This is a genomic window from Staphylococcus sp. GDY8P67P (genome assembly GCF_017892545.1).
GTDB lineage: Bacteria > Bacillota > Bacilli > Staphylococcales > Staphylococcaceae > Staphylococcus > Staphylococcus ureilyticus.
This window is the reverse complement of record NZ_JAESLH010000019.1, coordinates 18,310-41,909: the sequence shown is the minus strand read 5'-3', so window position 1 is coordinate 41,909 and position 23,600 is coordinate 18,310. Positions and strand designations below refer to the sequence as shown.

The window sequence follows — 23,600 nt, the reverse complement described above, 5'->3', positions numbered from 1 at the left end:
ATTTTTAGCCGATTGAACCTTCCATTTCAAATTTGATAAGACGATTCATTTCAACAGCATATTCCATTGGAAGCTCTTTAGTAAATGGTTCAATGAAGCCCATAACGATCATTTCTGTAGCTTCTTCTTCAGAAATACCACGGCTCATTAAATAGAATAATTGTTCTTCAGAAACTTTTGATACTTTAGCTTCATGTTCTAATGAAATATTATCATTAAATACTTCATTGTATGGAATTGTATCTGAAGTTGATTCATTATCTAAAATTAAAGTATCACATTCAATGTTTGAACGTGCACCTTTAGCTTTACGACCAAAGTGTACGATACCGCGATAAATTACTTTACCACCGTCTTTAGAAATTGATTTAGATACAATCGTAGATGAAGTGTTAGGTGCTTTATGAATCATTTTTGCACCAGCATCTTGAACTTGACCTTTACCAGCGAAAGCAATGGATAACGTACTACCTTTAGCACCTTCACCCATAAGTACACAGTTTGGATATTTCATCGTTAATTTAGAGCCTAAGTTACCATCAACCCATTCCATATTACCATTCTCATGTACTAATGTACGTTTTGTAACTAAGTTATAAACGTTATTAGCCCAGTTTTGAATTGTAGTATAACGCACATGGGCATCTTTGTGGACGATAATTTCAACTACAGCTGAGTGTAGTGAACTTGTTGTATAAACCGGAGCCGTACAACCTTCTACATAGTTAACTGAAGCACCTTCATCTGCAATGATGAGTGTACGTTCAAATTGTCCCATGTTTTCAGAATTAATACGGAAATACGCTTGTAATGGCGTATCTAGCTTAATATTTTTCGGTATATAAATGAATGAACCACCAGACCAAACAGCTGAATTAAGTGCTGAGAACTTATTATCTCCAGCTGGCACAACTGTTGAGAAATATTGTTTAAATAGGTCTTCATTTTCTTTTAATGCAGTATCAGTATCTTTAAAGACGATACCTTTTTCTTCAAGTTCTTTTTCCATATTGTGATAAACAACTTCGGATTCATATTGGGCTGAAACACCAGCAAGGTATTTTTGTTCAGCTTCAGGGATACCTAATTTATCAAATGTACGTTTGATTTCTTCAGGCACTTCATCCCATGAACGTTCAGTTTGTTCAGATGGCTTAACATAATAAGTGATATCATCAAAATTCAATTCTGATAAATCGCCACCCCATTGAGGCATAGGCATTTTGTAGAATTGTTTTAATGCTTTCAATCTATAATTAAGCATCCATTCTGGCTCTTCTTTCATATTTGAAATTTCACGGACGATATTTTCTGTTAAACCGCGTTCTGATCTAAAAATGGAAACATCTTCATCATGGAAACCATATTGGTAATTACCCACATCAGGTGCTTTTTTAGCCATTTAAATCACTCCTTTTATATATTAAAACGACTCGCGTCAAGACAACTTCGTTTGTAGTTACATCGTATTACAACTAATCTTGGTGTTATGTCTAGTGTGAATGGAAATTTACACAATGTCAACGTATCAACATGGATTAGTCTTCTGTATTTCCTTCTTTTTCAACTGTACCTTTTTCTAAAGCTTTCCAAGCCAAAGTAGCACATTTAATTCTAGCTGGGAATTGAGAAACGCCTTGCAGCGCTTCAATATCTCCCATTGCTTCACTGATTTCATAATCTTCACCAAGCATCATTTTTGTGAATTCTTGACTCATTTGCATTGCTTCAGCTAAAGAGTGACCCTTTACTGCTTCAGTCATCATTGAAGCACTAGACATTGAAATTGAACAACCTTCTCCATCAAATTTTGCATCTTTGATAAAACCATCTTCAATATCAAACGTAAGATGAATGCGATCCCCACAAGTTGGATTATTCATATCAACTGTCATTGCACCAGTATCTAAACGCCCTTTATTTCTAGGGTTTTTATAATGATCCATAATGACTGAACGATACAACTGGTTTAAATTATTAAAATTCATATGAGAAAAACTCCTTCGTTTGCTTCAAGGATTCTACTAATTGATCAATATCTTCTTTAGTATTATAAATATAGAAACTTGCACGTGCAGTTGACGATTGATTCAACCATTTCATCAATGGTTGCGCACAGTGATGGCCTGCTCTAACTGCAACACCTTCAGTATCCACTGCAGTCGCTACATCATGAGCATGAACATCAGCCATATTGAACGTTATAACACCCGCACGTCTGTCTTTTGGTGGCCCATATATTTCTATACCTTCAATTTCAGACATCTTATCATAAGCATACGTCGTCAATTCATGTTCATGTGCTTGTATCGCATCAAAACCTAGGTTTTCAATATAACGGATTGCTTCAGCCAAACCAATCGCTTGCGCAATTAATGGTGTACCCGCTTCAAATTTCGTAGGTAAATCAGCCCATGAAGCATCATATTTTTCAACAAAGTCAATCATATCTCCGCCAAACTCGACTGGCTCCATCTTATCTAGCAAGGCACGTTTACCATATAATACTCCGATACCCGTAGGTCCTAGCATTTTATGGCCACTAAAACTATAAAAATCAACATCTAGTGATTGCATATCTAAATTCATATGTGGCGCTGCTTGTGCACCGTCTACGCTTACGATAGCACCATGTTCATGAGCAATATCAGTAATAGTCTTAATGTCATTAATTGTACCTAATACATTTGAAACGTGTGTAATAGCGACAATTTTTGTATTATCATTAATTGTTGCTTTTATATTTTCAATTGTAAGTTCACCATCATCTGTCATTGGAATGAATTTTAAAGATGCATGCTTACGCTTAGCCAATTGTTGCCAAGGCACGATATTGGCATGATGTTCCATTTCAGTGACTACAATCTCATCACCTTCTGAAATATTCGCATCTCCATAACTATGTGCAACAATATTAATTGATGCTGTAGTACCACGAGTGAAGATAATTTCTTCAAAATATTTTGCATTAATAAAACGTCTGACTGTTTCACGTGCGCTTTCATAACCATCAGTTGCTAATGATCCAAGTGTGTGTACACCACGATGTACGTTAGAGTTATAACGCTTATAATAATCCGCTATAACATCAATAACTTGTATTGGTGTTTGACTAGTAGCAGTTGTATCTAAATAAGCAAGGCGATTATTGTTAACTTTTTGGTTGAGAATTGGAAAGTCTTTTAATATTTCGTTAACATTTAATGATTGGGTCAAATTATCCACAGACCTTTCTTAATTTAAAAAATCAATAAAGAAACCGTAGCAATTTAAGAAATACAACAAACTAACGTATATTATTTCATTTAATCTGAGCTTTTTGTAGTCATGTTCAATAACATTCTCTTAATCTTATTTTGCTGCGGATTCAATTGTATTCAGTGTTTATTATTTATTAACTTTTAATTCGATGACTTCACGTAACTTACGTTGAACATCTTCGATTGGCAATTCACGTACAACTGGGTCCAAGAAACCATGAATAACGAGACGTTCAGCTTCTTGACGTGAAATACCACGGCTCATTAAATAATACAATTGTTCAGGATCGACACGACCAACTGATGCAGCGTGACCAGCCTCTACATCATCCTCATCGATAAGTAAGATAGGGTTCGCATCTCCTCGTGCTTTCTCAGATAACATCAGAACACGAGATTCTTGGTTCGCAATAGATTTCGTACCGCCATGTTTAATATAACCAATACCATTAAATACTGTTTGCGCACCTTCTAACATTACACCATGTTTTAAGATGTAACCATTTGTTTCTTTACCATATTGAACAATTTTAGAAGTTAAATTAATTTTTTGGCTACCAGTACCAACAACAACTGATTTGAGTTCACTTTCAGAACGGTCACCAATTAAATTCGTTGTATTATCAATGATTTGGCTACCTTCGTTCATTAAACCTAACGCCCAGTTGATAGTGGCATCTGCTTCAGTAACACCGCGACGAATAATATGCCCAGTGAAACCTTTATCTAAATAATCTACTGAACCGTATGTGATTTTCGAATTAGCACCAGCACTCACTTCTGAAACAATGTTAAGTTGATTGCCTTCTCCACTGGCGATTGATAAGTAGTTCTCTACATACGTCACTTCAGCACTTTCCTCAGTTGCAATAATGACATGATTAAAGAAACTGGCATTTTCATCGTCATGCAATACTACATATTGAATTGGATGCTCAACTACTACATTTTTTGGAACATATACAAATACGCCACCATTTAACAATGCAGTATGTAGTGCAGTCAATCTATGTTCATCAACTGTAACAGTTTCATTCATAAAATATTTTTTCACTAAATCTGGATGGTTTATTAATGCATCTGCTAAGCCTTCAACGATAACCCCATCATTTTGAGCTGAATCAGAAACTTTTGTGAACGCTAAAGTATTATTATGTTGAATAACCAAATTTTCAGTGTTTTCAACATCAATTATCTCTCTAACTTCACTTGGCAATTCTTCTAATGACTCATATACGCTACCTGTTGTTTCATGTTGTTTAAATGAATCAAAGTCCCATCTCGTGATTTTTGTTTTATCTGGTTTTGGCATTTCTAAAGTTTCAGTTAATTTCAACGCTTCTTTACGTAATTCAGTTAACCAAGAAGGTTCATTATGGGCTTGTGAATATTCAACAAGTTGTGCTTCAGAAATGTTCAAAGTTTCAGTCGTCATACTTTTTTCCTCCCATTTGATGATTGTATGATTTAACTCATCGGTATAAATCAAAACCTAAATCTTCATCTATAATATTTTTTCATATGAATTAAGACTTATTCTGCAGCATTAAACTCTTCTTTAACCCATTCATAACCTTCTTCTTCAAGGCGTTTCGCTAATTCAGGTCCTCCTGAAGTAACAATTTTACCACCGTACATAACATGTACATGGTCAGGTGTAATATAATTTAATAGTCGTTGATAGTGCGTAATGATTAATGAACCAAACGTTTCTCCGCGCATTTGATTGATGCCTTTTGAAACTACTTTTAATGCGTCAATATCAAGTCCTGAGTCTATTTCATCTAAAATAGCAAATTTAGGTTCTAACATCATTAATTGAAGAATTTCATTACGTTTTTTCTCCCCACCTGAAAATCCTTCATTTAAATAACGTTGTGCCATATCTTGATCAATATCTAAAAAGTCCATTTCCTTATCTAACTTTTTAATGAATTGCATTAAGTTAATTTCTTCGCCTTCTTCACGTTTAGCGTTTATCGCTGAACGCATAAAGTCTGCATTCGTTACACCAGTAATTTCTGATGGATATTGCATAGCAAGGAATAATCCCGCTTTAGCACGATCATCAACATCTAACTCTAAAATGTTAACGCCGTCTAATAATACTTCACCTTGTGTTACCTCGTAGCTAGGATGTCCCATGATTGCAGATGATAACGTCGATTTACCTGTACCATTAGGTCCCATTACTGCATGTACTTCTCCTGTATTAATTGTTAAATTAACACCTTTAAGAATTTCTTTATCTTCAATAGACACATGTAGGTCTTTAATTTCTAATGTTGATGGCATACATATTCCCTCCGTATTATATGATATGTTTTTCCTATCCAGTTTATAATAATTTTAATCTACAGTCAAAAGACTGAGCCCTTGTTACACCTTCTAATTATAACGCAGTTGTGTTGGAATATAAACCTTTTCAAGTGCTAAATTAAAATTGTTATCAAAATACAATGATTTTTGTTAGTGCAATAAAGAATTCTTTAACTGATAATATAAGATATGATGTTCTCAACTCATTTATCCCTATATTATTCATTATGAACAAAGCATATTCTATAATCATTTATTCATTTTAACTTTTGTTTTTAATATAGTTCTAAGACAAATTGTGCTATCATTTTTAATATATTTTAGATAGAAAGGATTATGATATGTCAAAAATTAAGTGGTCAAATCTATGGAAAGGATTTGCAATGGGCACATCAGATTTAGTACCCGGTGTAAGCGGAGGAACTATCGCTTTACTTCTAGGTATTTATGATGATTTTATACGCTCTATTAGTGGAATATTTTCAAAGAAGTTTTGGGAAAGCTTAAAATTCCTGATTCCTATTGGGTTAGGGATGGTCATTGCCATAGGTTTATTAAGTAAAGTAATTAATTATCTTTTAAGTGAACATACCGTGCCAACGATGTTTTTATTTGTTGGTCTAATAGCAGGCATCATACCCTATTTATTAAACACAGCAAGAGTTAAACAAACATTTCAAACTTCTCATTATTTACTCGTTTTACTTGGTATTATAATCATTGTAGTGATTACCTTATTAAATGATGGTGATAAACATGCAGGAGAAACACTTGAATTATCAACTGGTCTTATTATTAAATATTTTATTGCAGGTGTTTGTGCTTCTAGTGCAATGTTACTCCCAGGTATTTCAGGGTCCTTTATGCTATTAGTATTTGGTGTATATGGTACTGTAATGTTTTCAATTTCAGAATTTATGTCTTTTAATTTTAACGCTGTACCTATCTTAATGATTGTAGGTATTGGAATTATTTGTGGGTTCTTATTTTCTAGTAAATTGATTCAGTACCTTTTAAACCATTACACATACTTAACATATGCCATTATCATTGGTTTTGTTGTAGGATCACTGTATGCAGTATTTCCTGGGTTACCAAGCGATGTTACTACATGGATTATTTCTATTATCACAATAATTTCAGGTTACTTTATTAGCTATAAACTTGGACATATTACGAGTGATGATTTTTAATACTTCTATGCAGAAATCATATTAATTTATCAGTAGCTTACTAAGATTTTGACTTTGAAATCACGTAATAACATTTGATTTCTCCCCATATTAAAATATTAAAAGCCCGGAATGGTAATGATTCGTTGCAATAACTAGTTAAGTAGTTTAGTTACAAATCCATACCATATCCGGGCTATTTTACATTCATGCTTATACATCAACAGCGAAATGATATATGATGAACGCTTATATATAATGACGCAACCTATATCATGATATAAGTTACGCACAATTTTAAGTTCTCCCTGTCACAGTTTGAATGATAATATAATATTGAATAACGTCTTCAATATTTTCGTGCTTTAAAGCAATTCACTCAAACATAATTTAATTTTAGTCTATAAAACTTTAATTTTCAAATATGCAATTTTTCTATATAAAATCACCTTGTAAACAAAACAAATGAATACCGCTTCAACTTAAAAGCCATTTTGTAGACCATTAAGCCCATAGAGCAATATTTCATAAGTTACTTGCATCAAATAGTTTTTGATATGAAAATATGATCATCTTGAGTGAATAAATTTAGATCAATATAACTGTTTGGACGAATTTTCCGAGTTATATTGATAATTTCACACACTGCCCTTTTACTAAATTCAAACAAAAAGAACCCTTCAACTATTGAAGTTAAAGGGTTTGTTAATTGTGTTGCTATTATTTTGCTGGTACTACGGCTCCGTCATATTTTTTATTGATGTAATCTTTAATTTCTTTAGACTGTAATACATCCATCAACGCTTTAATTTTTTTGTCGTCTTTATGGCCTTCTTTTACACCAATCAAGTTAGCATATGGATTATCTTTTGCTTTTTCTAAAACAATTGAATCATTTTTAGGACTTAATTTTTGATCAATTGCGAAGTTTGAATTGATGATTACTGCGTCAGCATCTTCTTTTTGATAAATCTTAGGTAAGTATTCTGCCGATTGTTTATTATTAAATTTGATATCTTTTTTATTTTCTACGATGTCATCAAATTTAGCATCTTCAGTTTTAACACCTTTTTTAATTTTAATTAATCCAGCGTCAGAGAAGAATTTTAAGAAACGTCCTTCTTCTGCAGGGTTGTTTGAAACATAAACAGTAGCACCTTTTGGTAATTCTTTTAAACTTTTATATTTCTTTGAGTAAACAGCCATAGGTTCTAAATGTACATTTCCTGCTGACTCAATTTTATAGTTTTTGTCTTTCTTTTCAGTATTTAGATAAGGCGTATGTTGAAAGAAGTTTGCATCTAACTCACCTTTATCTAATAATTTGTTAGGTGTTGTATAATCGTTAATCGTTTTAATTTTTAAGTCATAACCTTTATCTTTTAGAATTGGTTTTGCTTTTTCTAATATTTCAGCATGTGGTGCCGGAGAAGCGCCAACTGTAATTGTCTTATCTTTACCTCCGCCGCCATTACCACAAGCAGCTAATACTAATGCTAAAGCGATGATTGAAGCTAAACTAAATAATTTTTTCATATAATTGTCCCCTTTAACTTAACGTTTATCTATTTTATTAGTAACTTGATCTCCAATAAATTGGATGATAAAAACAATAATTAAGATTAAAATTGTAGAAACGAATATGACATCGTTTTGGTTTCGTGTGAAGCCAGTTAGGTATGCTAAGTTACCTAGACCTCCAGCTCCAATCACACCAGCTACTGCAGTAGAGCCTACTAATGCTATTGCTGTTACAGTTATTCCAGATATTAATGCTGGCATAGCTTCAGGTAACAACACTTTCTTAACTACTGTCCATGTTGTAGCTCCCATTGACCAAGCCGCTTCTATAACACCCTTGTCTATTTCTTTAAAAGCAATTTCCACTAATCTAGCGTAGAATGGTGCTGCACTGATAATTAGTGCAGGTAAAGCACCTGTTGGACCACTAATTGTTCCAAGTACTAAACTCGTAAATGGTATAAGTAGTAAAATTAAAATAATGAATGGTATTGCTCTGAATAAATTCACAATAAACGATACGACACTGTAAAACACTCTAGCTACTGGTGATTGGCTTTTAGCAGATAAGAATAAAAGCACACCAAGTATCAAACCAAAAATAAAAGCAAATATTGTAGAAATCAATGTCATATAAATTGTTTCATATGTAGCTAACCAAACTTCATCCCAACTTACATTAGGCATTGTTAGCATTTCCTGTAGAATCTCGCCGAATGAACTACCCATGCTTTAACACCTCCACAGAAACATGTTGTGCTGCTAAATCATTTTTGAACTTTTCGAATTTTTCAGAATTCACATCTAATAAATGTAATACTAAAAATCCTAGAGCACCATCTTTAGTATGCTTAATATTTGCTTCAAGAATATTAACATCTATATTATGTGTCTTTGTTATGTATGATACCAATGGTTCAGTTGTATTATTTCCTGTAAAATTCAATCGTACGATATAAGCAGTTTCATCTAATTCGATTAATTCAGAAATAGACTCATCAAACTCATCGTTTAAGTCCTCTTTCACAAAGCGTTTTGTTACTTCATGCTGTGGATTTTCGAAAACATTTGACACTTGTCCTTGTTCAATGACGCGACCATTTTCCATCACTGCCACTTCATCACAAATACGTCTTATGACCTGCATTTCATGTGTGATAATAACTATTGTTAAATTTCTTTCTTCTTTAATTTTTAATAATAATTCTAGTATTTCATCCGTTGTTTGCGGGTCTAATGCACTTGTAGCTTCATCGCAAAGTAAAACATTAGGTTCATTTGCTAACGCACGGGCAATACCTACACGTTGTTTTTGTCCACCCGATAACTCTGATGGATAGGCGTTTTCTCTACCCTTTAGTCCTACCAATTCCACCAGTTCAATCGCTCTTTTTTTGGCTTCATTGCGTGATACACCAGCAATTTCTAATGGAAAAGTAATATTATTTAAAACATTACGTGACCACAATAGATTAAAATGTTGAAAAATCATGCTCACTTTTTGACGTTTTTTTCTCAATTCTGATTTTGATAATTTCCCAATCGTATCTCCATCAATGATGACATCTCCTGAAGTAGGTTGTTCAAGATTATTTAAAAGTCTTATCAAAGTACTTTTACCTGCACCCGAAAAACCAACCACACCAAAAATCGAGCCTGATTGAATACTTAAATCAACATGATCTACTGCTAACACATCGTGTTTTTTCGTCTTGTATCTCTTAACGATTTGATTTAATTCAATCATTGTCGTTTCCTCCTTGTATTGCTCATTCAATTAAAAAATGCTTTCTCTTTTCACTGAAGAATAGAGAAAGCAATGTCGCTTCTCTCATCTTCTAAAGTTTATCTACTTTATGTGAATTGGCACCATTTCTATTACAGACGGTTGCCGGGCTTCATAGGGCACATCCCTCCACCTCTCGTGATAAGAGTACATTATTTAATTATCCATAATCCTACCATTGTACTAAAGATTCGTCAATAATTATTTTAAATTTTCTAACAAATAAGGCACTGATTGAAATGCATAAATTCTTTTTTGTTCTTCACCTTTAGACATAAGCATAAGTATCGGTACCGATTGTATCTCATGTTGTTGACTAAAATCAGGATGAAAATTTAAATCTATTTTAGTAATTGGTAATTTTAAAATTTCATTCGCAATATCTAACATGCGTTCTGACACTTTACATGTACCACAAGTTGGCGTATAACCAAAAATTAGATATTTTTCTTTATCTACGTGTTCGAAAACATTAACACGCGTTTCATTCTTTACATTCATGTTAATAAACTGACCCTTTCAGCAATATAATCTAATTTGGCTTTTGCTACTTTTTCTTCATCTTTCACTATAAAACCATGTTTTGCTAACACTTTTGACAAATAGGCTTTAGGGCATCTCGCTACTTCACCATATTGTTTCTCTATGCGAATATGTTTACTTTCACTTAAATATTTTTTGAACCATTTACGTATCTTTTCACCTTCATCATCTGCATCCGCAAGCACATAAACTTGCTTGTCGTATAACGATTCTATCATCTCATCTAACTTATCAATTCCCATAGTACCGTTTGTACAAATGATTTCAATCGGTTGGTCAATCACCTGCTTCACCCGTTTCTTGTCTGTTTTACCTTCGACAATTATAACTTGGTTTAATATCGCCATGACAGTCACCTCTAAATGTGATAGTAAATTCAATTTTATATTTAGTTCTACACCATACATTATCAACATAAACATTTATTATAGTTTCTTATTAAAATCTTATAATTGAACCATCCATTTGTCACCATTGAACTTTTTAATGTTTTTGACACTTCAAAATCAATTAATATATTCAAGTGAAATTTAATCTTTTGTTATAGAAAAATAAAAACTCCATGATATATCGTATCGTGGAGTTTGATTTCATATTATTCACCGATCATTTCAGAATATTGGTCAGCTGACATTAACTCGTCTAATTGACTTTCATCGCTTAACTCAACTTTAACCATCCATGCTTTTTCGTATGGTGATTCATTAACGAATTCTGGACTATCTTCTAGTTCATCATTTGTTTCTACAACTTTTCCTGAAACAGGTGCATAAAGTTCTGAAACTGTTTTCACTGATTCAACACTGCCAAAAGATTCACCTTCATCAATATCGTCATCAGTTTCAGGCAATTCAACGAATACGATATCACCTAATTCACTTTGCGCATACTCAGTGATACCAATTGTTACTGTATTTCCTTCAATTTTTACCCATTCATGTTCTTTAGAATATTTTAATTCACTTGGTACTGCCACGAGAATCCCCTCCTAAATGTTTTTACATATTCATGATGCCATATGAAAGGCTTACAATCAACTATTTAATTGATTTTACAATACTTCTCATGTTTTACAATTCATCGCACAAAACTTTTCTGAAGTATATAACGGTTTTTTCAAAAGTTGTTAAAAATGAATTGTAAAAGCATGTGTGTTTACAACCAAGTTTCCTTGTATTGTTCCTCTTTAAAACCTACCGTTACTTTATCCCCTAATACTGCGAGTGGTCGTTTCACTAACATACCATTTGAGGATAATAAATCTAGTTTTTCTTCGTCAGAAAGGTCTTTCAATTTATCTTTAAGGCCTAGTTCACGATATTTTGCACCATGTGTATTAAATAGTTTATTGATATCTATACCTGTAGTATTTATGATTTCTTTAAACTCATTTTTAGTTGGTGTATGTTGCACAATATCGATGGGTTCAAAACTTACCCCGTATTCTTGTAAAAATTTAGCTGCTTTTTTACAAGTTGTACAATTAGGATATTGGTAAAATTTTATCATTTTTCAGAACCTCCTATGCTTAGTTAACACTAATATAACAAACTTATAACAAAAACGCTCTAATTATTAAGCTGATTTTTTTATTTACTGCAATTTGTCAGTTATAATGTCAATACTAATATCTTTTATAAAGGAGTCTAATTATGGAATCTATTAATACTAATGATCAATTTAAAAGCACAATACAAAGCGACGCACCAGTCATCGTTAAATTTGAAGCAGGATGGTGCCCAGATTGTAAAGCTATGGACATGTGGATTGACCCAATTGTAGAAAAATACAATAATTATAATTGGTATACTGTAAACCGCGATGAATTAGAAGATGCAGCGGCTGAAAATGACGTTATGGGTATTCCAAGTTTATTAGTTTTTAAAAATGGGGAGAAATTAGCACATTTACATTCAGCAAATGCAAAATCTCCTGAACAAGTTGAATCATTCTTAGCTGAAACATTTGAGTAATTTTTGCTTTAATTCTTTTATTTTAACTTTTAAACAATCATAATTTTAAAATAGACATTATTAGGAAGTGGGACTGAAATCTTTTAATAAAAAGATTTCAGTCCCACTCCCTTTTTCATAATTAGAACTTATCAATGATTTGATTGTGTTGGCGTTCTCTGTGTGGCATTCTTTCTAAATCTTCCAAATCTGTTAAATATAATAACCCTACTAAACGCTCATCATCTTTCACACCAAATATTTTACGTATTTCAGGATTAAATATATAAGCCGGAGACTTCCAACATGTACCAATACCTGCTTCAAAAAGTAATAACATGAGATTTTGCGCAAATGCACCAAATGCCATATTATTCTCTAAACTTTCTTTTTGTCTTGGATCTTCTTTAACGATTAAAGCAAGCATACCACCTAAATTAGTAGCAACTTTATAGTGATCTTCCTGTTTTTTTCTTAGATTAGGAAAAGCAATTTCAGTTAATTGCTTACTCATATCTCCCAATCTATCTTTTGCGATATGAACCACTCTCCAAGGTGCTCTCAAACCGTGATTCGGTGCATCTGTAGCACGCTGTATCGCTTCATATAAAGCATCGTCATCTATATTCATATCTCTTCTAAAGACCTTTATACTTCTTCGTTGAGCTATTGCATCTTGTAGTTCCATCTAATATCGCCCTTTCACTATTGATAACTATTTTCAATTATAAGACAGGACGATAAGATTTTCAAACTACTGATATAACTTTAATTGCGCGCTTAAAGTTTCAACTTGAATCTGTCCAGGTGCTTTAGGATTATCTAAACAACCATATGATACTGCGCCTCCAAATAAACCTTGTGCAGTTCTCGAAATGGTGCCTAATTTCGACATTGCAATGCCAATGACTTGTTGCGGAACTGTATCTACTGTTGCTGATAATGCATATAATAAATTTAAAACATCTTCTTTACTTAAAGGCATGACCGCGACTTTTAAGTAATCTGGATTCATTTGATGCATTTTAAAATATAAATGTTTTAGCTGTGTGAGTGCTGGTGTTTTTTGAAAATCATGATAAGACAATATAACTTCAATATTATTTTTGTGTGCTTGGTCAATCAAGTTCAATATATATTGAGATTGTTGGTTAATTTCAAATTCTACATCAATCATATCTATGTGATCTATTTTAATTATGCTTTCAAGTAATTTAATGTACGAATCAAACGTCAAATCACCTTTACCCCCTTGTGATTGTGTCCGATACGTAACTAAAAGTTTTTTATTTAAATTTAATTCATATAATTTGTCAATGACATTAGCTATATCATTTATCTCTGGTGTTGCCCAATGATCAACTCTCAATTCTATTATATCGATAGAAGTTTGATATTTTACTAATTCATGTAAAAAAGTTTGTGAAATTTTATTTTCTGGCTCTATCGTTACCGCAATTTTTACTTCAGACATTTTAAAAACTTCCTTTTCAATCAACATTAAAATTATTGTATAACAATCTTAAGAACTAACACAATCTTTAAAGCGTACATTTAAACAAATAACAAAAATCTATTCACCTTTTATATGATTAAAATTTAATTTTAAGGGTATTGTTGTTATATAAGTAATTTAGGAGGTAATATAATGGCAGTAAATTATGAAACAAAAGCAACGAATACAGGTGGTCGTAACGGTCACGTGCAAACAGATGATAAAGCAATTGATGTAGCAGTCATTCCTCCAGCACAAGCTGATGCTGAAAAAGGTACTAATCCTGAACAATTATTTGCAGCAGGTTATGCATCATGCTTTAATGGTGCATTTGATTTAATTCTTAAACAAAACAAAGTCAGAGGCGCTGAACCTGAAGTCACTTTAACTGTACGTTTAGAAGATGACCCAGATGCAGAAAGCCCTAAATTAAGTGTTTCAATAGATGCAAAAGTTAAAAATGTTTTATCACAAGAAGATGCTGAAAAATATCTACAAGATGCACACGAATTTTGCCCATATTCAAAAGCGACACGCGGTAATATTGACGTAGATTTAAATGTACAAGTAGTAGAATAGTAACAATAAAAGCCCCCAAAATTCGATTAGAATTTTGGGGGCTTTTATTGTTAAATTAGTACTGCTTATGCTTATGTCGTGATGTCTTTTGATCATTTCCTCTTTTTTTAATTGTCTTCATCTTTATAATTAATCCATATGTAAATCATTAATATGGCAAAAGAAATCAAGATAAGCAAAATTAGCGAAACTATAATAGTCATTAAAGATTCCACTTATCGTGCCTCCGCTCATAATATATCACTCACCATATTATACCATAACCATCCTATCCATTCGCGTCATTTAAAAATTAAATAAAATACAATTATATACTTAATAATTTTATATTTTTTTGGCTTTCGAAATAAACATGATTCCATGTTTTTGAATAAAATTAAATATAGTGTTGCTCAATTTTACTTTTTCCCTTAAAATCAAATTTAATACGGCGTTAAAATTAATTAAACTATTATATAAATGGTTTATAAAATTTAGGAGGCACTCAATGACAAATATACGTTACTTATCAATCGATGATATATCCAACTATAGAACATTATTAAAACGTGGCATTCATGAAGATCTTGACGTATTTGCATGGAAATTGCAAAATGATCGCTGCTTGGCCGAACTAAATTTACAAGATTTACTTTCTACCAATTCAAATAAATCAATTGTCATTGGAGCCTTTCAAGATAGCGTTTTGATAGGTGCTGTAACACTTATATTTAATCAGAGTTATAGCTTGGCACACAAAGCAGTTATTGAGAATATGTGTGTTATGGGCGAAAACCATGAATCTAGAGAATATCTTGCTAAACAATTAATGGAATATGTATTCCAAATCTGTCAAAAAAAACAAATTGAAATTCTAATGACTTCACTTATATCAAATAATATTAGTGGCAAAGTCTTTTTTAGCAATTTAAATTTTGAATTACTTGCAATAGAAAAATTTGCTCGGAAATATGAAGCGGGTTATGTTGACGAACACTGGTTGATTTATTATTTCAACGGAGAAGATATGGCATTATTCAAATAACATATGACATAGTTATTGAAACCACCTCATTCAATCAATATACGTTCCACTACCTATGATCATTTAGCATCTTTGTTAATAACCTTTTTAATAAATGTTATGACATATTTAAAAATGACTTGCAATTAAATTGTTAAGCAAATATTATTTTATTAAGCTATCATTTAAAACATTAGATTAATAAAAGTATTTCTTAGAGAGGACTGAACAATTTGAAATATGCAACGACATTATTATCACTGTTCTTGTCATTAATTACATTAACTACCCCATTATTAGCTGTTAATAAAATTTTAGAAGAAGATATGCAATTATTAGCTGGTCTATTATTCATTTTAGGCGTACTACTCATTAATTTATATGCATGTTTACGTGGGGATCGTATTGCTAATATATTTGCAATGTTGGTATCGTTATTTTCATTAGCATTATTAAGTTATCCATTTTGGAAATCGTATGTAATAAACTTTTTCATTTAATTTTATGAATACATATTTTTTATAATATTTAATTATCAAAACACTTCATAACTATACATTTTAGTTATGAAGTGTTTTTTCTATATACATTTTTTAAAAAAGAAAAAAAATTTATTTTAAAAATTTTCTGAAAAGTATATAATGATTAAAACAAAGGGGGAAAATTGAATATATGAACTTAGCAATTCTCGGTTTTATTATGATTATCATCTTTATGGTATTAATTATGACTCGTAAAATGTCAGCTTTGACTGCATTAATTGTTATACCAACCATTTTTGCTTTAATCGGTGGTTTCTACTCAGGTTTAGGGAAGTTTATGCTAGATGGCATAGAAACTGTTGCACCAACTGGAATTATGCTGACTTTTGCCATACTTTATTTTGGCGTTATGATAGATGCAGGATTATTTGAACCAGTCATTAATCAAATTATAAAAGTCGTTAAAGGGGATCCAGTAAAAATAGCAATAGGGACCGTAATATTAGCATCAATGGTAGCACTTGATGGTGATGGTACCACTACTTTTATCATAACTGTAACTGCAATGATGCCGCTTTATAAAAAAATTGGTATGAGTCTGTATACTTTATCTACATTAGCACTTTTATCTATCGGGGTTATGAACATGTTACCTTGGGGCGGACCCACTGCACGTGCGATTTCATCTTTGCAAGTAACTACTGAGGAAGTCTTTGTACCAATCATTCCTGCAATGATTGGTGGTATATTATTTGCTTTTGGAGTTGCTTACATACTTGGAAAACGTTCAAAAAGATATCTCACATCAAATACAAATATTGATTTAAACGATATAAAACCTACTGATACAAAAGAAGAATCTTTATTAAAAAGACCTAAAATGCTTATTCCAAATGCGATACTTACAATTTCATTAATCATCTGTCTGGTTATCGGCTTAATGCCAATACCAGTTATGTTTATGCTATGGTTTGGCTTTGCAATTTTACTAAACTATCCTAATTTAAGTATCCAAAATTCTGTTGTGAAAAAACATGCTGGCGACGTACTTTCTGTAATTAGTCTTGTTTTCGCTTCAGGTATATTTACAGGCGTAATGAATGGGACAAAAATGGTTAACGAAATGGCTAATACCTTAGTACAAATTATACCAGATGCTATGGGTAACCACTTTGCACTAATCACTGCAATTCTGAGCGGACCATTTACATACTTTATGGCAAATGATCCTTTCTATTATGGTGTATTACCTATTTTAGCTGAATCTGCACAACAATTTGGCATTTCTAAAGTTGATATGGCCAGAGCTTCAGTTCTTGGTCAACCCTTACATGTATTAAGTCCATTGTATGCTGCTGGTTATTTACTTGTAGGTATGCTAGATATAGAATACGGTCAAAATCAGCGTATTGTAATAAAATGGGCAGTTGGCTCTAGTCTATTCATGATTTTAATTGCTTGTATTTTAGGAATTATACCGTGGTAAAATGTAATTCACAACTTGCAACTAGAATATATGTAAAGTAAACAAAATCGTTAGCTTTTGAATATAAAAAGCACTCATCCAATTTTTTAGTTTGGATGAGTGCTTTATTTGTATACGAGATGAATAATTTGCCTCACCAAGTTAATTAGTCGATGATACGTTTTTCGTACTGTGCTTATATTTATATATTAACGATGATAAATATAAGCTTTAAAACACTGCATAATAACAAATTTCAATCATTTATTATTTTTTCATCAATAAGTAGACAAATAACATAAAATTGTCGTTTTATTTTATAGGTACTTGGGTAAAACTTAACGTCGGATTTACAATGTTAAGGAGTGTTTTTATGGATCAGATTCATGAGTGCAAATATATTAATCCTTCAAAAATTTCTCTCGATTGGGAATGTTTTGTTCTAAGTAAAAGTGACATGGAATTGGATGGTTTACCTACAGAACTTATTAATACATGGATGGCTCAAAATATTATTGAACCTTTTTCAATAAGAAATAATGAAATTAACTTTAGAACGGAAGACATTAAACATGCTTTAAAAATAAGAAATTGGTATTACGAACACTGAATCTTTATTTTAATTGACACTTAAATTATTCAGATATAAACTTAATGCCCTTTTTGCAGATGTCATTACTTCATTGTAATTATAATTCGTTTTAAAGTATGCATATAATTCCTGATAACCAGTTGCATGTTTAGGGAAATTGTTATCTTTATTTATAAAATAGGCAAGTTGACCAAGTGGCGTGTCGTCATTAACAAAGTCAATAATAAAATCATAAAATGTCATAAGCATTACCTCGATTACTTAAATTTTAATCGTTACATGTCTTACTATTTAAAGCCTTTTCATAATCATAACAAATAATATTTATTTGTCTATCACTGTTCATTTTTAAAATTAAAAATGATGAGTTTAATTGTTGTTACCATAGTATTTAACTAAAATTGTAAATATTGTAAAGTTTATGGGTTTCATTACTAAAGCAATAAAAATTTTATATCTTTTCACTTAAATTTTATTGTACTCATTATTCTTTTACAATATAAAAACAACCTAGGCGAAATTGTTTCGCTTAGGCTGTTTTTTATACAATAATTTTAAACTAAAACATTACCATTTTGATCTGCAGGTTTGAATACCGTAATAATTGCACCAATGATAGCTAAAATTTGCGGGATACCTGTCCAACAAAATACAAGGAACAAGAGACCCATTCCGGTTTTTCTAGCATAAAACTTATGAATTCCAAAACTTCCTAAAAACACTGCTAAAACAATATAAATCACTTTATTGACTTCATTCATTATTTTCTATCTCCTTACTTATTCGATTCACTACTATTATACAATGTTATACTAAATAAAATCTAAAATTTTAATGCTATACGCTTATTCTTTTCTAATGCGCAGACACTTTTCAAACTAAACGCATTAGAATATCTTATACTATGGCATCTTATGAATAAATGATAAAATAAGACTCAAACTAGCTTACTAATCTAAAAACAATTAATTTTTAAGTTATTGAATAAAATCATCAAATTGTACAATTAAGATGAAATGCAAAGGAGGGACAAGACTTTGAGTTTACATTTCATGATTATATTTTGGCTTTCACTCATATTTTTAGTTTGTGGAATTATTTCCTTAATAATCTATAAGTTAAAAGGTACACAACAAACAAAAGAATCTTTACTCGGACTGACTGTTATTTTAATTATTTTTGGTGTTGTAGGTATACTCTTCACTATCATTTTCGGTTAGTTCATTTTAAAACTTTCAATATACGTGCAAAGTGTAGCGATCAAACATGCTTAACTTAAACCAAACGATATTATAAACTTCTTGAGGTACCACTTAAAACAAATTAAATAAGTGGTGCTTTAGTATAAGCTTTCGCTCATATAATATTTAAAGTTCATTTTTCTTCCTAAAACCTTAACTCATTTAAAAAACGAATCAGGTATGCTTATACCTATGTTTAAGTATCGAACGTATCGATTCAGTTTGTAATAAAATGAAAAACCATTAAGAGAATAATAATTAATATAAAGAAATATATAAAACGTTTAATCGCTCTGATTTTTTCATGGCGTATTTCTTCCTTAGAGTGATTGACATTTTCATGCAACCTCGTATTTATAAATAAAAATGGCATCGTTGCTAAAAAAGCAAAAATTAATGCTAATATAATAGATAATAAAACAATCATGCTATCACCTCATATCAATATATTTATTGAACTTATTCCCTTTCGAGTTCAATTAATTCAAAATTTAAGATTCTACTGTAGAAAAATCTTAAAAAAGCACAATCATAAGGAGAGAAAAATATGAAGTTAACTTATTTACCTAAATGGCAAATAATAAATCAAAGTCAAAAAAATTTTATGATTCAAGAAGATACAACATCTATTTCTCTTGTGAGTCCAATTAATGAATACGCGATGGGCATTTTAAGCCAAATTTATTTTACGATTGAGCAAGGCAATGTTGTTAATACTACGATTGAAAATAATAGTGATGAATTGAAAGTAACTGTCGATGAAGAAAATTTAACACTTTATATCTTCGACCTTTAAACAAACCAAACATGAAAGAAGCTCACTTCACCGTATTTTTATTCAATTAGTCGATGATTAGTGTATGATATATATAAATATAATTACTTTGAAACAAACATATAAATTCATACAGGTAGGTGAAAAGATGAAACTATTAAAAAATCTGTTATTACTTATATCTGGCGTTTTAGTGATTCGTGCATTGCTTTTAAGTATTGATAACACAAACGATGATAAAATCGAAAATAAAGTGAGCGTTCAAGATAAAAACAAAAAATAAAATCTAAACTAACTGTTCATATAAGAAGTGGGACTTGAAATCAAATGTCATACATGATTTCTCTCCACTTTTTTTGTTTCAACTATTCTGTATCACTGACTGTGTATGTACCAAATCCAAGAACAAAAATTAATATACGAGAGGTTATTATGCAATACATAAAATCCAAAATTGAAAAACACCAAATTTATATTTATTTTATTGCACTTTTTAGTGGAATAATCGTTGGCTTAATATCCAATGCTTTTGCCAATATATTAGAAACTATTATTTCTGCTAGCTTGTGTATCCTTATGTTTAGTATGTTTTCACAAATTCCATTTTTTAACATCAAACACAACTTACTTAATATAAAATCTATTTTGGCATTATTAACATCAAATTTTATAGCTATACCATTATTTGTTTTTGGTTTAATTCAATTGTTTGATGTTTCAAATGTTCCTATCATCATAGGGTTGTACCTTGTTTTACTAACGCCTTGTATTGACTACGTAATCGTTTTTAATGCTTTAGGAAAAGGAAATGAACAACTCATGTTGTTTGCTACACCACTGCTGTTTATAGGCCAAATTTTATTATTACCTTTATATTTTACGTTGTTTCTAAACATTGATATTTTTTCACAAATAGATATTTTGCCATTCTTAAAGTCATTTTTAATGTTCATAATTTTCCCTTTATTATCAGCACTTTTATTACAATATACCAGTGAAAAATCTGAAAGCATAAATCAAATATTAAAGTTAACATCTTGGCTTCCCGAAATTTTCATGGCTCTGGTTTTATTTTCAATTGTAGGTTCACAAGTGAATAAAATTATTTATAACTTAAATATTGTCTTTTCAGTAATACCTATTTATATTTGCTTTTTAATCGTATCCCCTTTTATAGGTACTTTATGTGGAAAATTATTTAAAGTAACACAAGAAACTAAAAGAACGATAGCTTTTAGTTCAAGTACAAGAAATGCACTTGTTGTCTTACCTTTAGCTTTAGGTTTACCAAAACATTGGGTAACCATTGCAACTACTGTCATTATTACGCAAACATTATGTGAATTATTAGGCGAACTTATCTACATCAAAATGATACCTAAATACATTAAATAATTATATTACTATTTATCAGAGGCTAATTATTATTCATTTACTCTTAAATATATTAAACTAATATATAATTAACATTTTACACCACTCTCATTAAATAGTTCATGAACTCTGTCTCATTTTAGCCAAACGCTAATTTTTTAATTTGAAAACGGGGTGATTAAGATGCAAATTTTAAGAAGCGTATCTGAAAATAACCGTACAACTTTCCACATTAAAACGGATTTAGGCTTAATTATTAAAGTTACTGTTGATAATGAATTAACTTCTAAAGATAACAAACTTTTACTAATAAAAATAGCTAACGACATGGATCAAAAACTCCAAGGCAATGTTGAATCTTTTAAAGCTTAGTGATTTTTGAATAAATGTATGCATACAAAAAGGAGTGAAAATAGGAAACCATCAGTAAAATATGGATTCCTTTTCACTCCTTTTATTATTTATTAATTAACAAGCACAATGATAAATCCAATAAATAGCACTAACATTGATAGCCTTGGCTTACTTTTTCCAAACAAACCACTCAATAATACAAATGCTAAACCTACAATTAATAATTGATTATTAAACGTTGTTAGGCCCATTAAATCACCAGCCATCATTATAACGCCATATATAACAACAATCGTTATCGCTAGGCTACATAAAAATGACAATATACTCAATAATCTCACAATATACATCCCTTTTTATAAATAGTTATACTATATGCAGTATAAAACAAAAACGCCGCTTCGAAAAGCGACGTCAATCTCGAAAATATATTCCACACTAAAGTTTGGAGGACTTTTTGTGCTTGGTTAGTTATACCCTTCTTTATAAAATAAAAACACAAAAAACTAATTTTCCCAAAAAATTATCATGAATTATAATTAACAGTTAAAAATGCATTGTTTTGAATAAGATTCAACAAGTTAATTAAATTAATTGAATCATACCAGTGGAAAAGAATTTAATAAAAAGTTATCCTATAGTTAAAGTATTAATCATTTCAATTATAAAATAATAATTTATTCGTCTTATAAAAGTAATGTTTCTATTTATGCATTATTTTATATTGTAGTGAATTGTTTTATAGAAAAAAAGGGTGATGAGATGAAAGTATTACGGAAAGTTTATAAGGACGAAGAACCAATTTACCATGTTAAAACCGATAAAGGTTCTGTTATTAGAATTAAAGGTTCTGACGAATTGACCGATGCAGAAACTGAAGAATTATTAACAATAGTTGCAGAGGATATTGATAAAATGAAAAAATAAATAATCAAATTTTGAACGATGATGTTTACGATGGACAAAGGGGTTACATCGTAAGTATCATCGTTATTTTACTACTTGGTTAGGCATCATAACTGAGTCTTTATATATTATATAATGCTTTTTTAACAATGATTGATACTGAAATCACATTTTATAAAATACTTTGATGTAATAAATAACAAGCACCAAGTTTAATTTATATCAACATAAATTAAATTTAGTGCTTAACAAAAAATTACGGAAACTATTCGTAAATATATAATTATTGCTCAATCAATTGAATTAAATTACCACAAGTGTCATCAATGATTGCTAATTTAATTCCTTCAACCTCTTTTGGTACTGTATGGAATTTCACATCTAGATCTGACAGTGACTGATATGTTTGTTCTAAATTAGAAACGCCAAACATTGTGACAGGAATACCTGCATTAAATAAATCGTTTTGATATGTTTTTGCTATAGGATTCTCATTAGGTTCAAGAACAATTTCTACCGGGTTGTCAGAATTGTTTTCTTTTACAGTTAACCATTTAAACCCGCCACCAATCTCCATATCATGTACAAGTTCAAAACCGAGTTTTTCTGTATAAAATTGTTTTGCCTTTTCTTGATCATCTACAAAAATACTCGTAGCAATTATTTTCAATTTATTTCCTCCTTTATTTATAAATATTTTTAATGCCTTCTTTTTATACCCAATTCTTGTCCCCTGACACTTTAAATATTCAACCAATGATTCATAGTTAAATTAAAAATA

Annotated in this window: 31 protein-coding genes and 1 riboswitch; of the genes, 13 read left to right on the top strand and 18 right to left on the bottom strand. The window is 30.8% G+C overall.

Annotated elements, in window-relative coordinates; all coding sequences use genetic code 11:
• Positions 1-4: 4 nt before the first annotated feature.
• From sufB to sufC, 5 genes are all read right to left on the bottom strand, one after another.
• Entirely contained in the window at positions 5-1,402 is a 1,398-nt protein-coding gene (gene sufB / locus KA833_RS07050; protein WP_046207503.1) for a Fe-S cluster assembly protein SufB, read from the bottom strand.
• 136 nt (positions 1,403-1,538) lie between these two features.
• A complete protein-coding gene (sufU, locus tag KA833_RS07045) occupies positions 1,539-1,988 on the bottom strand; it encodes a Fe-S cluster assembly sulfur transfer protein SufU (RefSeq protein ID WP_046207502.1) in 450 nt (149 codons plus the stop codon).
• Entirely contained in the window at positions 1,978-3,216 is a 1,239-nt protein-coding gene (locus KA833_RS07040) for a cysteine desulfurase (RefSeq protein WP_245336282.1), read from the bottom strand. Before KA833_RS07040 ends, sufU begins: the two co-directional genes overlap by 11 nt.
• 171 nt (positions 3,217-3,387) lie before the next feature.
• The gene (gene sufD, locus KA833_RS07035) at positions 3,388-4,695 is read right to left on the bottom strand and encodes a Fe-S cluster assembly protein SufD (RefSeq protein WP_046207500.1); all 1,308 of its coding nucleotides are present in this window, start codon (positions 4,693-4,695) and stop codon (positions 3,388-3,390) included.
• Positions 4,696-4,793: 98 nt separating this feature from the next.
• On the bottom strand, positions 4,794-5,555 hold the full coding sequence (gene sufC / locus KA833_RS07030; RefSeq protein WP_046207499.1) for a Fe-S cluster assembly ATPase SufC: 762 nt from the start codon (positions 5,553-5,555) through the stop codon (positions 4,794-4,796).
• 365 nt (positions 5,556-5,920) lie between these two features.
• Between sufC and popT the strand changes: the two genes are divergently transcribed.
• Positions 5,921-6,772 carry a polyprenyl-phosphate transporter PopT gene (gene popT, locus KA833_RS07025; protein WP_210128684.1) on the top strand — a complete coding sequence of 284 codons (852 nt, stop codon included), beginning with the start codon at positions 5,921-5,923 and terminating at the stop codon, positions 6,770-6,772.
• A gap of 699 nt (positions 6,773-7,471) precedes the next feature.
• Here the strand turns inward: popT and KA833_RS07020 are convergent.
• From KA833_RS07020 to KA833_RS06990, 7 genes are all read right to left on the bottom strand, one after another.
• Positions 7,472-8,287: a MetQ/NlpA family ABC transporter substrate-binding protein gene (locus KA833_RS07020; protein WP_046207497.1), complete on the bottom strand. Its 816-nt coding sequence runs from the start codon at positions 8,285-8,287 to the stop codon at positions 7,472-7,474.
• 18 nt (positions 8,288-8,305) lie between these two features.
• A complete protein-coding gene (locus KA833_RS07015) occupies positions 8,306-9,001 on the bottom strand; it encodes a methionine ABC transporter permease (protein ID WP_046207496.1) in 696 nt (231 codons plus the stop codon).
• A complete protein-coding gene (locus KA833_RS07010) occupies positions 8,994-10,019 on the bottom strand; it encodes a methionine ABC transporter ATP-binding protein (protein ID WP_046207495.1) in 1,026 nt (341 codons plus the stop codon). The genes KA833_RS07015 and KA833_RS07010 overlap by 8 nt, the downstream gene beginning before the upstream one ends.
• A gap of 81 nt (positions 10,020-10,100) precedes the next feature.
• Positions 10,101-10,206, bottom strand: a riboswitch (SAM riboswitch).
• 53 nt (positions 10,207-10,259) lie between these two features.
• Positions 10,260-10,559, bottom strand: coding sequence for a thioredoxin family protein (locus KA833_RS07005; RefSeq protein WP_046207494.1), 300 nt, complete (start codon positions 10,557-10,559; stop codon positions 10,260-10,262).
• Positions 10,556-10,948: a toprim domain-containing protein gene (locus KA833_RS07000; protein WP_046207493.1), complete on the bottom strand. Its 393-nt coding sequence runs from the start codon at positions 10,946-10,948 to the stop codon at positions 10,556-10,558. The genes KA833_RS07005 and KA833_RS07000 overlap by 4 nt, the downstream gene beginning before the upstream one ends.
• Before the next feature lie 248 nt (positions 10,949-11,196).
• Positions 11,197-11,577: a glycine cleavage system protein GcvH gene (gcvH, locus tag KA833_RS06995; protein ID WP_046207492.1), complete on the bottom strand. Its 381-nt coding sequence runs from the start codon at positions 11,575-11,577 to the stop codon at positions 11,197-11,199.
• A gap of 179 nt (positions 11,578-11,756) precedes the next feature.
• Positions 11,757-12,110, bottom strand: a complete 354-nt coding sequence (locus KA833_RS06990; RefSeq protein ID WP_046207491.1) for an arsenate reductase family protein — start codon at positions 12,108-12,110, stop codon at positions 11,757-11,759.
• Positions 12,111-12,253: 143 nt separating this feature from the next.
• On the opposite strand from KA833_RS06990, the gene KA833_RS06985 reads away from it, so the two are divergent.
• Positions 12,254-12,574 (top strand): thioredoxin family protein, encoded by a 321-nt coding sequence (locus KA833_RS06985; protein WP_046207490.1) that lies wholly within the window; start codon positions 12,254-12,256, stop codon positions 12,572-12,574.
• Between the two features lie 121 nt (positions 12,575-12,695).
• On the opposite strand, the gene KA833_RS06980 is transcribed toward KA833_RS06985, so the two are convergent.
• Positions 12,696-13,241 carry a nitroreductase family protein gene (locus tag KA833_RS06980; RefSeq protein ID WP_046207489.1) on the bottom strand — a complete coding sequence of 182 codons (546 nt, stop codon included), beginning with the start codon at positions 13,239-13,241 and terminating at the stop codon, positions 12,696-12,698.
• A gap of 66 nt (positions 13,242-13,307) precedes the next feature.
• Positions 13,308-14,027, bottom strand: a complete 720-nt coding sequence (gene aroD, locus KA833_RS06975) for a type I 3-dehydroquinate dehydratase (RefSeq protein WP_064209470.1) — start codon at positions 14,025-14,027, stop codon at positions 13,308-13,310.
• 174 nt (positions 14,028-14,201) lie between these two features.
• On the opposite strand from aroD, the gene KA833_RS06970 reads away from it, so the two are divergent.
• From KA833_RS06970 to KA833_RS06950, 5 genes are all read left to right on the top strand, one after another.
• The gene (locus KA833_RS06970) at positions 14,202-14,627 is read left to right on the top strand and encodes an organic hydroperoxide resistance protein (RefSeq protein ID WP_046207487.1); all 426 of its coding nucleotides are present in this window, start codon (positions 14,202-14,204) and stop codon (positions 14,625-14,627) included.
• Positions 14,628-15,114: 487 nt separating this feature from the next.
• Positions 15,115-15,651, top strand: coding sequence for a GNAT family N-acetyltransferase (locus KA833_RS06965; RefSeq protein WP_210128685.1), 537 nt, complete (start codon positions 15,115-15,117; stop codon positions 15,649-15,651).
• Between the two features lie 212 nt (positions 15,652-15,863).
• Positions 15,864-16,130 carry a hypothetical protein gene (locus tag KA833_RS06960; RefSeq protein WP_064209472.1) on the top strand — a complete coding sequence of 89 codons (267 nt, stop codon included), beginning with the start codon at positions 15,864-15,866 and terminating at the stop codon, positions 16,128-16,130.
• Between the two features lie 172 nt (positions 16,131-16,302).
• Positions 16,303-17,598 carry a CitMHS family transporter gene (locus KA833_RS06955; protein ID WP_107359964.1) on the top strand — a complete coding sequence of 432 codons (1,296 nt, stop codon included), beginning with the start codon at positions 16,303-16,305 and terminating at the stop codon, positions 17,596-17,598.
• Positions 17,599-17,950: 352 nt separating this feature from the next.
• Entirely contained in the window at positions 17,951-18,187 is a 237-nt protein-coding gene (locus tag KA833_RS06950; protein WP_046207483.1) for a hypothetical protein, read from the top strand.
• A 9-nt stretch (positions 18,188-18,196) separates the two neighbouring features.
• Here KA833_RS06950 and KA833_RS06945 read toward each other — a convergent pair whose 3' ends face one another.
• Both KA833_RS06945 and KA833_RS06940 read right to left on the bottom strand, forming a co-directional pair.
• On the bottom strand, positions 18,197-18,412 hold the full coding sequence (locus KA833_RS06945) for a sterile alpha motif-like domain-containing protein (protein WP_046207482.1): 216 nt from the start codon (positions 18,410-18,412) through the stop codon (positions 18,197-18,199).
• Between the two features lie 311 nt (positions 18,413-18,723).
• On the bottom strand, positions 18,724-18,930 hold the full coding sequence (locus tag KA833_RS06940) for a TM2 domain-containing protein (protein ID WP_019467917.1): 207 nt from the start codon (positions 18,928-18,930) through the stop codon (positions 18,724-18,726).
• Positions 18,931-19,206: 276 nt separating this feature from the next.
• Here KA833_RS06940 and tsaT point away from each other — a divergent pair, with 276 nt between their 5' ends.
• The 5 genes from tsaT to KA833_RS06920 all read left to right on the top strand — a co-directional run bounded on the left by tsaT (position 19,207) and on the right by KA833_RS06920 (position 21,931).
• Positions 19,207-19,389 (top strand): type II toxin-antitoxin system toxin TsaT, encoded by a 183-nt coding sequence (gene tsaT, locus KA833_RS06935; protein WP_064209474.1) that lies wholly within the window; start codon positions 19,207-19,209, stop codon positions 19,387-19,389.
• Positions 19,390-19,957: 568 nt separating this feature from the next.
• Entirely contained in the window at positions 19,958-20,206 is a 249-nt protein-coding gene (locus tag KA833_RS06930) for a hypothetical protein (RefSeq protein WP_046207479.1), read from the top strand.
• A gap of 127 nt (positions 20,207-20,333) precedes the next feature.
• The gene (locus tag KA833_RS14005) at positions 20,334-20,468 is read left to right on the top strand and encodes a hypothetical protein (protein WP_256277551.1); all 135 of its coding nucleotides are present in this window, start codon (positions 20,334-20,336) and stop codon (positions 20,466-20,468) included.
• A 149-nt stretch (positions 20,469-20,617) separates the two neighbouring features.
• Positions 20,618-21,580 (top strand): arsenic resistance protein, encoded by a 963-nt coding sequence (locus KA833_RS06925; RefSeq protein WP_210128686.1) that lies wholly within the window; start codon positions 20,618-20,620, stop codon positions 21,578-21,580.
• Between the two features lie 162 nt (positions 21,581-21,742).
• Positions 21,743-21,931, top strand: a complete 189-nt coding sequence (locus tag KA833_RS06920; protein ID WP_046207477.1) for a hypothetical protein — start codon at positions 21,743-21,745, stop codon at positions 21,929-21,931.
• Positions 21,932-22,023: 92 nt separating this feature from the next.
• On the opposite strand, the gene KA833_RS06915 is transcribed toward KA833_RS06920, so the two are convergent.
• Positions 22,024-22,263: a hypothetical protein gene (locus KA833_RS06915; protein WP_225309938.1), complete on the bottom strand. Its 240-nt coding sequence runs from the start codon at positions 22,261-22,263 to the stop codon at positions 22,024-22,026.
• 412 nt (positions 22,264-22,675) lie between these two features.
• Between KA833_RS06915 and vraX the strand changes: the two genes are divergently transcribed.
• Positions 22,676-22,840 (top strand): C1q-binding complement inhibitor VraX, encoded by a 165-nt coding sequence (gene vraX / locus KA833_RS06910; protein WP_164996921.1) that lies wholly within the window; start codon positions 22,676-22,678, stop codon positions 22,838-22,840.
• A 262-nt stretch (positions 22,841-23,102) separates the two neighbouring features.
• On the opposite strand, the gene KA833_RS06905 is transcribed toward vraX, so the two are convergent.
• The gene (locus KA833_RS06905) at positions 23,103-23,489 is read right to left on the bottom strand and encodes a VOC family protein (protein ID WP_046207475.1); all 387 of its coding nucleotides are present in this window, start codon (positions 23,487-23,489) and stop codon (positions 23,103-23,105) included.
• Between the last annotated feature and the right edge of the window lie 111 nt (positions 23,490-23,600).